The organism is Nocardia sp. NPDC059154, from assembly GCF_042755705.1.
Lineage (GTDB): Bacteria > Actinomycetota > Actinomycetes > Mycobacteriales > Mycobacteriaceae > Nocardia.
On record NZ_JBHZCS010000148.1, the window covers coordinates 1 to 7,713 of the forward strand.

Here is a 7,713-nt window from a genome sequence, read left to right on the forward strand (position 1 = left end):
ACAAATTCCCACGAAAAACGGTGCAGCACAAGAACATCAACCACCCAGAACCCGCCGAGATCCGGCTACATCAGCGCGTAAGTTAACGGCATTGGTCCAGGACTCGGGTCGCATCATCGCCGTCGACAGGTTCGGCACCCTCGCGCAGACCGTCTACACGTTGGGTCTCGGCGGCCATCTGGTCGGGCGCGGTACTTCTGCGAAGGTCCCCGCGGTTGTTGGCCTGCCAATGTCACCCCAGACTGGGCCATGAGCGTGGAAGCCGTTCTGGCCCTGCACCCAACCGTTCTGCTGACCGACACGACCACCGCAACTCCCGCGGACTTCTAACAGCTGCACGTCGCTGGGGTACCGATCATCTTCTTCAACCCGGCACAAACACCGGTCCCAAAACCGTGGCGGTTCAGATCATGTGGCGGTGAGTGCACAGGAGTCGTATGTGTGACCGCGGCTGGAGGCTACCCCGTGCCCTGGAGTCGGTCGGCGGTGCGGTCGAGTAGGCGCGCCAGCGCGCGCAGTTCCACGGCGGTCAGTTCGGTGTCGTTGCCCGCAATGTTGAACTCGGCCCATTCTTCGAAGAACCCCTCGGGGGTGTATGCCCCTTCGATCCGGACCCGGACCATCGCTGATACCTGTGCCAGGTTCGTGCCTGAGATGGCCAGCTCCTCGGGGGCGCTGCGGTGCAGTGGCTCCGCGTCGGGGTCTGCGGCGTTGAGGTAGATGTGTTCGGAACACCATCGCGGGCACGGGTTTTGACTCATGGGCTCTATCCTGCCCAACCCGGCGTGCAGCCGCCACCCACAGCGGAACCCGCACGGCGGTAGGCTGTTTCGCCGCGGTGGGGTGGCGTCGGGGAAGCGTCGTCGTCCGCCGCGTAGGGTCGGGGGCCGACCTGGTTAGTACAGTTAGGCCGTGCCGTTGCCGGACGCCGCTGCGACTGCACCCACAAACCCCACCACCGCACGTGATTCTTTGACCTTGTACGGTGCACCCGTCAACCAAACTGGTGCAGCCAGCGAGGGCGATTACCCCCGAACGGGTCCCCGGACCGACGCACGCGGTCCGGGGCTCGTCTGGTGAGCTTCAGGCTTGCGCAGTCCGGGGCCACCGTCTGCTACGAGCCCGGCGAACCCGTAGTGGTCGTGATTGCCCAGGTCCTGGATCAAGGCGGGCAACATCTGGTACCGGACGATCGCGGAGTGGTATGGCAACATCGGCGCCGAAATAGACTGGGTCGGCTGGGCATACGGCGGGTACGCGGACGGCAACGGCTTGTTCCGGAGCGGCACGCTGCCGCGCTGCTGATCTGGCCCGGGCCTCGATTCGGCCGGTGAGCGTGTCTTCTACGTGGCGGACCGCGTCCTAGCCGGCGAGCGGTCCATCGCGCCGGGTGTGGTTGTCGAGGAATCATGATCGCCTTGGCGGTGGCGAGCAACCTACGGTACCGTAGGTTGCGGCACTATTGATGATGTGCTCGAGCCGAGCGTGTCTCACCCGCTGGTGAGAACGCGGTGGCGAAGCTGGACGCCGGTAGCGACAGCGATTCAACCAAGACGTCCGAAGATCGCGGAATGTCTTGTCGACCAGCGAAATTCACGCGCCGCGTGCCTCGTATTCGTAGGCATCGGCCCACCATGTCGCACCGGTGTTCAGGAGAACCGCCTTGAAAAGAGTCTTTGTTGTGGCCGCAATCGCCGTCCCGATCGTATTCGGAGCGGGTACCGGATTTGCCCACGCCGACACCGACCCAGCATGCGCTTCCGGAGGTGCCAGCGACTGTCCGGTACTCGGGCCCATCCAGAATCCCAGCAGCTGGAGCGCCGCCGCTGTTCAGCCCGAACCCGATGACCCGTGGTGGAAGACGCCCGTCGAGTACCCGTTGCCGAACCCCTTCCAGGGCTTGGCGTCGTGATCGCCTGCTCAGGGTGATCGATTCGGTATCGGCCGCGTTCTGATCTCGCGACTGCGCGAACTGCTCGCCGACGGCAGCGGGCCAGAGTGGCGGACCCTCAACCTCGGCAGCCGGCCGGACCCAACGGGGTTTTGCCCGCCGAGCGTAGTCCGCGAGCGCAGCGAACGACGGCGATGTCCACCACCACGGTGGTGGAGAGTCCAGCGCGTGGCATCACGGCCTCGCGCGATGTGGGCGAACCTGGAGACGAGACTGGCTGCATTGCAACGTGATACACCTGCGGTCGTCGACGCTGTGGCAACCGCAGGTGTTGTCTGAGCAGGCCCGTGTTGGTTGGAGAGGTGGTCTTCGCCAAGCGGACCAGATGGCGTGGACGGCGGGACATCGACCCTGCCGAGGTCCGGCCGTGATCGTAATAGCTGGCGATCACGGTGGGCGGACGGGTCGCTGCGGTATATCGGGTCTGCGGGAACGGGTTTCACCGATCGGGCTCGTCGTGTCCTGTACTCGGCGCTGCAGCAGTTGCAGGTGCCGGATCCGCCGATGGCGGGCTCGGTGCCGGGCGAGGTCGCCGGGGCTGAGCGGTGGGTGGTGCCGGTCATCGTGGCCGATATCGAGTGCAGGGAGGTCAGTGCCGAGGGGCTGCTACGGCATCCCTCATTTCGTGGGGTGCGGGCCGATCGTGACGCTGCCGAGGTGGCGGTCCTGCAGCCGTATCCGGTCAGCCGTATCCGGTCAGCCGTATCCGGTCGCGTGACTATCGGGTCGGGTCGCGGGTAGGATCGCAGGTATGACTCGTCGGACTACGAAGGTTTCGCTGTCGCTGGAGTCCAGCGCGTGGGAGATCGCCGAACGTGAGGCTGGTCTGGCCGGGATGTCGCCCTCGGCATGGATCTCGAAAGCCTGCCGTGACAAGGCGATTCGCGACTTCCGGCCGGTGAGCAAGCCGGTCGCCGAGGCGGACGCCGCCGCCGAGTACGAGGCCGAGCAGGCCGCTGCCGATGCTGCTGAGGCTGCGCGCCGCCACAAGGGCGCTGCGTGAGGCGCGGGGATATCCACTATTACGGACAACCCGGTGCAGCACTGACGAAGATCGTGCTGCTGGCCTCCAACCAGGCGGTGCTCGACAGCGAGCGGCCCTGGCTCATGGGCCTGGACCTGCTCGAAGAAGGTGACGGCGACCTGCTGACCGTGCCGATCCCCGAGCACGGGTGGGTTAATACCGCCGCGACGCATCGGCTGTATCGCCAATGGGTGGGTGAGCGGATCGCCAGCACCGAACCAGAGACCATGGAGAGGGTCGAGGAGGCGCTGCGCGCGTCGCTGGACCTGTAGCACGGTGAACGTTTGGTCCGGTCTGTAACTCGTTGCCCGGCAACCCTTCACGGGGTCGGGGTGATTGCGGCAGGTCATTCGCGAGTGCGCGGCATACTGGCGCGGTGGAGCAGAAGCAGCTGGATCGGATCACGCGGTCTGTGATCAGTCGACGGCAGCTGACCGACTCGTGCTGGCCGGGCTCACCACCAGCATCGGCGTGGAGTCGACCGCCCGTGCCGGCTACGAACACGGCTACCATGTCACGCTCGCGACCGACGCCATGGCCGATCTGGATGAGGGCGTTAGACGTCGCGGCCGCCCCGGCGGCGGGGGTCTTGGACGCGACGGGTACCAAGCTGGACCACAGCCCCGGCGGCGCCTATGCCGCCGAGGTTGTCACTCGTCGAGCGACACGCTCGGAGCGGCCTCGTCTGTCCTCGCTCAGTTGAAGTGATGCCGACTCAGCGAACCTGGTGCCGGACAGCTATATCGACCGGAGCGACCTACGACGATACCGAGCCCCGCGAATCTTTCCAGCCGGTAGGACTTCCACAGCATCGCAGGTCACCAGTGTGCGCGTATGTCAGGTTCACTGAGCCGGGACACCGTCTCCTTCTTCCTACAACTCGGCGTGTAACTCCAGGACCTCGATGAGCTTTCGCGATTGGGCGGCATCGATGTACAGATCGATCGTCGACGGCGTCCGGCTTCCGATCTGGAGCACCTCAAGGGGAATCTTCATCCCCGCGGGCAGAGCTCCGCTGGAGCGCCAGCTCACGGATCCGCTGGTGAGGGATCCTACGGATTGGACGGTGAACTTACCGAGGTCCTTGATCTGGTCGCCCATGAGCACCAGCGCGGTTGCGTGTGGCTGACACAGATCGACCTGGTACGAATAGCTGGACCAGCCGCCGATCTTGTCGGGATCGAGATCTCTTGCGGTCACGGCCTCGTTCGGACAGCTTTTTACCTGACAACTCATGCTTCATATTGTCATTGCTGGATGTGCGCAATCCCCGCCGACGCGCCGCATACATCGAATGCGCGTTCGACAAAGAACAGGCGGGTCGGTAGCTCGCTACGCCCGATTTCCTAGCGCCGGCGCCCAGCTCAGGCCGCGATGTCTGAGAGGGTCAGCTCGGCACGCTCGCGGGCGCCACCTGGACGATGATCCCGGTGCGGCGCACCGCCGCCAGATCCTCGGGCTCGACACCGCGCCCGTGGGTCTCCAACCACCCGGCCCGAGTTCGGCCGCGCGCTCGCACCGCGGCCTCGAACGCCCGGGTGTGTTCTGCCGGGCGGCCTGTGTCCGCTCTGAATTGGGCTCGACGGGAACCTCGATCGGCACCGTCACGCATGGGCCCGATCGTCCGCCGCGACGGCATCGCCCTCGGTTAACCTCGTGACCCTGCGGCCCGACTCCTCGGAGTCTGAGCGATGACAGCCATGTGATCGCCTGCGGCCAATGCACGCCACGACCGATTCCGGTGACATGAGCCAGCCGTGGCACCACCGACACGAACGGGCGCGGAATGGGGTTACTTCGTCCGTGTGGACCGTTGGTGGTGGCCCGCAGGGCACGGCAATGCCCTCGCCGCGCAGAGGGTCGGTTGTCGCCCGGGCCCCGCGGCCGCGAACCAAGGAGAGACGGCTGGCCCGTTCCGTCACCGTGACGGCGAACGGGGCAGGCCCGGCTCCCGGCAGCCCCCGTACGGCGGCACCTCGTCTCGAAAACCGTGTGACCCGGGCGTCCGGGTGAGTTACGCGGTATAGCCGCACTCCTACTACTTATGTCGTAACGGTTGGCGGTCACGGTGAGTCCTTTAACCGCACGGGGCTCCAAGCCCTCGGATAAGACCGGACCTTCGTGACCCGACTCAGCTTGCCGCCGCTCCGACCCCTCAAGAGTGACTGGGCGTAGAGCTCTCAGAAAAGACCGAGGCATCGGTGGCGGCAAGACCCGTTGCCACGACCCCTGTTCACCCCTTGGGCTCACAGCCCTCAGTAAAGACCGCGGGCGTCGGCAACGATGCTGCGGCCGGGATGGAGACGCCGACAACGATTTCCGCCCCGGCCGTCGCAGATTCTGGGAAATTGCTCGTGGTTCGAGCCCACTCGCACGGCGAGACGCCTCGAAATTCGGGAGCCCACGACACCCTGCCGTCCCGACCCGCTGACATCGAAGTGAGAATCAGCGACTGGCATTCAGATGGGAGGTCACACTCCGCCCGCGCCAAAGCCGCGGACACTCTGGTCTGCACCCAGTGCCCGGACCGGTCGCTGATCAGAAACTGCCCTCGTGGGTCAGGACCTATCGCTGCTCACCGCCGACGAGGCCCGAGCGATCCGCGCGTATGCGTATAACCACTTCGAGCAGATCAACGCCGCCTTGTGGGGCGATGAGGACAAGAAGACGCCGCTGGTTGTCGGTCATATCGAGCTGATCCGATCCGGTCTGGCGAAGTCTCCTCTGCGCGAACCGGTGCGGGTGACCCGCGAAGCCCTGGCCGAGCGCTTCGGACTTCGCGGCGAGCGGGACGAGGAAGACGATGCGCAAGACCTGGTCGAGAGACAGTTCATCCACCGGGGATTCATGTCGACCTCCGGGTTGGAATACCCGCCGCCATCGATGCGTCGCCGTCCCGGGGTGATCCTGGACTTGATCGTGCCGACAGGCACCCCGGCGTTGCGGCTCGGCAAGCTCGCACCGATCAAGTCCGAGCGGGAAGTGTTGCTCATCGACATGCGCCGGTACATCACAAGTGGTGTCGAATGGGACCATGCGCGTAGCATGTGGCGTATTCAGGGATTCGTGAGGGAGGCGTGAAATGGGAGCCTTGACGCAGGAAACGATGCGTGTCGAGCGCGTAGAAATCACGCCTGAAGAGCGCGAACAGATTCGCCGTGAAGCCGAGAAGCTGGGTATCAAGATCCGTCGCCATACCCCGGCTGGCAAGACCAGCAAGCAGCCTCAGCAGTTCGTGCGCGCTGCCGGTGAGATCACCAGGTAGCCGTCTCCAGCTCGCCGAAGATCCGAGTGAAGTCGAAGTCGAAGCTGGCTGGATGCTCATCCAGCGGGTCGGAGATCACCCGCGCAGTGTACGAGCCGCGACCGACCCTCCAGCCGATCAGAACCCGAAAACCGGTCGGTTGCTATGTCGTTGGCGATATATGCACCGCAGTACGACCAAGTCAGGGTTTAGGAAGAAGCCTGGTCACTCGCGGCTGTGCAGGGCGCTGACAGCGAATGGCGTTCAGCCCTCACGCCCCGAAACCAGGTGATGGTGATGTATCACCAAACTGATCCCGATCTCATGCCCACTTCGGCGACGACGACCACGCTCGATGACACCACGTCTGCACCGTCTGCGGCGAGATCGATGTTCTGACCGCCCCCACGTTAAAGCAGGCGATTTTCGACAAGCCTCGGCATCGGCGAATCGACCCGCGTCGACATGACGGCGGTGACGTTTTTCGGCGTGGTCGGCATCCGAGCCCTGCTTGCGGCCCGCGATTTCGCCGACCGGCGGCACTGCGCGATGTGCATCGAGGGCTCCTACTGCGTCACACGGATACTCGAATCAGTCGGTTTGGCAGCAGAATTCGACATCTGCGAGTAGCGCGCCAACAGGCCGATGTCGGGGAAACGAATGATCGCCGGTCGCGGCCTGGTGCGACCGCATGCTCCTCGCCTGTAGGAACGCTCCAGGGCCGACCCCCGGGTGCGTGCACCCGGGGGTACGCATATCTCTCGCAGCGGGCACCCGAGCAGCCATATCCCGGATGACCGTCCGATCATCGTAGGCGCGCGACTGCCGAACCGGTCCCTCGCCACGCCGCGGCGAAAAGCCCCCACCGTTACAGCCACAGCTCGGTGTCGGGGAGACGCCGGTCGCCGCGATCCGACAGGCGCTGTGCGAAGGTTTTCGTCCACGCAGCCGTCTCCGATTCCTCGATGGGCTCCGGTAATGCGCGCCATCCGGTTCTCGCGGCACCGGAGCGGCCGTTCTGCGGCGCGCCGCCAGGCCTGGCCTGCAAAGCCAGCAGCCGCACTCCCCAGCAGAAGACTTAGGCCTTCACGCTCATCCCCGCGCAGTCGGCGGCATCGTTCAACGTGAGCCAGTCGTCCTCGCCAACCGTCACCACAATGTCCCTACTCGCCATCCCAACGCTAGACCCGCCAGGGATCTGGCCGACAAGCCACTTGCGGGCAGGCCCCACCGTCGACGTGTTCGGAAAACGATTGTGGGTTCAAGGGATCGCTGCATCACCGCGTGAATGATCATGTCAGCGTGAAGGTTTGGGTGCGTGACTATGGAATGTCGGCTGGACGAGTTGTGGCGCTCGATCCCTCGAGATGCCGTTGCAACACGTCCGGCGGTTGACACTTTGGCTGATCGGAGTGGCCATGACGAGATTGATGGCGGTATCGCTGACCGGGCCGCAGATGCAGGCGCGCACGAAGACTGTGACCCGACGCATGG

General features: G+C 64.9%; 11 protein-coding genes. 8 read left to right on the plus strand and 3 right to left on the minus strand.

The window, feature by feature from the left end; genetic code table 11:
* Positions 1 to 458: 458 nt before the first annotated feature.
* Positions 459 to 761, minus strand: coding sequence for a DUF6907 domain-containing protein (locus ACFXN1_RS50680; RefSeq protein WP_379446394.1), 303 nt, complete (start codon positions 759 to 761; stop codon positions 459 to 461).
* 385 nt (positions 762 to 1,146) lie between these two features.
* On the opposite strand from ACFXN1_RS50680, the gene ACFXN1_RS50685 reads away from it, so the two are divergent.
* From ACFXN1_RS50685 to ACFXN1_RS50705, 5 genes are all read left to right on the plus strand, one after another.
* Positions 1,147 to 1,305, plus strand: coding sequence for a hypothetical protein (locus ACFXN1_RS50685; protein WP_379446395.1), 159 nt, complete (start codon positions 1,147 to 1,149; stop codon positions 1,303 to 1,305).
* A 976-nt stretch (positions 1,306 to 2,281) separates the two neighbouring features.
* A complete protein-coding gene (locus tag ACFXN1_RS50690; RefSeq protein WP_379446396.1) occupies positions 2,282 to 2,692 on the plus strand; it encodes a hypothetical protein in 411 nt (136 codons plus the stop codon).
* Positions 2,693 to 2,702: 10 nt separating this feature from the next.
* Positions 2,703 to 2,954, plus strand: a complete 252-nt coding sequence (locus ACFXN1_RS50695) for a hypothetical protein (protein ID WP_354851518.1) — start codon at positions 2,703 to 2,705, stop codon at positions 2,952 to 2,954.
* Entirely contained in the window at positions 2,951 to 3,247 is a 297-nt protein-coding gene (locus ACFXN1_RS50700; RefSeq protein WP_379446397.1) for a hypothetical protein, read from the plus strand. The genes ACFXN1_RS50695 and ACFXN1_RS50700 overlap by 4 nt, the downstream gene beginning before the upstream one ends.
* 64 nt (positions 3,248 to 3,311) lie before the next feature.
* Positions 3,312 to 3,683, plus strand: a complete 372-nt coding sequence (locus ACFXN1_RS50705; RefSeq protein WP_379446398.1) for an isochorismatase family protein — start codon at positions 3,312 to 3,314, stop codon at positions 3,681 to 3,683.
* A gap of 165 nt (positions 3,684 to 3,848) precedes the next feature.
* Here the strand turns inward: ACFXN1_RS50705 and ACFXN1_RS50710 are convergent, their stop codons facing one another.
* A complete protein-coding gene (locus ACFXN1_RS50710; RefSeq protein WP_379446400.1) occupies positions 3,849 to 4,175 on the minus strand; it encodes a hypothetical protein in 327 nt (108 codons plus the stop codon).
* 187 nt (positions 4,176 to 4,362) lie between these two features.
* Positions 4,363 to 4,587: a hypothetical protein gene (locus tag ACFXN1_RS50715; RefSeq protein ID WP_379446401.1), complete on the minus strand. Its 225-nt coding sequence runs from the start codon at positions 4,585 to 4,587 to the stop codon at positions 4,363 to 4,365.
* Between the two features lie 941 nt (positions 4,588 to 5,528).
* Here ACFXN1_RS50715 and ACFXN1_RS50720 point away from each other — a divergent pair.
* The 3 genes from ACFXN1_RS50720 to ACFXN1_RS50730 all read left to right on the plus strand — a co-directional run bounded on the left by ACFXN1_RS50720 (position 5,529) and on the right by ACFXN1_RS50730 (position 6,849).
* Positions 5,529 to 6,056, plus strand: a complete 528-nt coding sequence (locus tag ACFXN1_RS50720) for an ADP-ribosyltransferase (RefSeq protein WP_379446402.1) — start codon at positions 5,529 to 5,531, stop codon at positions 6,054 to 6,056.
* A gap of 1 nt (position 6,057) precedes the next feature.
* Entirely contained in the window at positions 6,058 to 6,240 is a 183-nt protein-coding gene (locus tag ACFXN1_RS50725) for a hypothetical protein (protein ID WP_379446404.1), read from the plus strand.
* 444 nt (positions 6,241 to 6,684) lie between these two features.
* A complete protein-coding gene (locus ACFXN1_RS50730) occupies positions 6,685 to 6,849 on the plus strand; it encodes a hypothetical protein (protein WP_379446405.1) in 165 nt (54 codons plus the stop codon).
* Positions 6,850 to 7,713 lie beyond the last annotated feature (864 nt).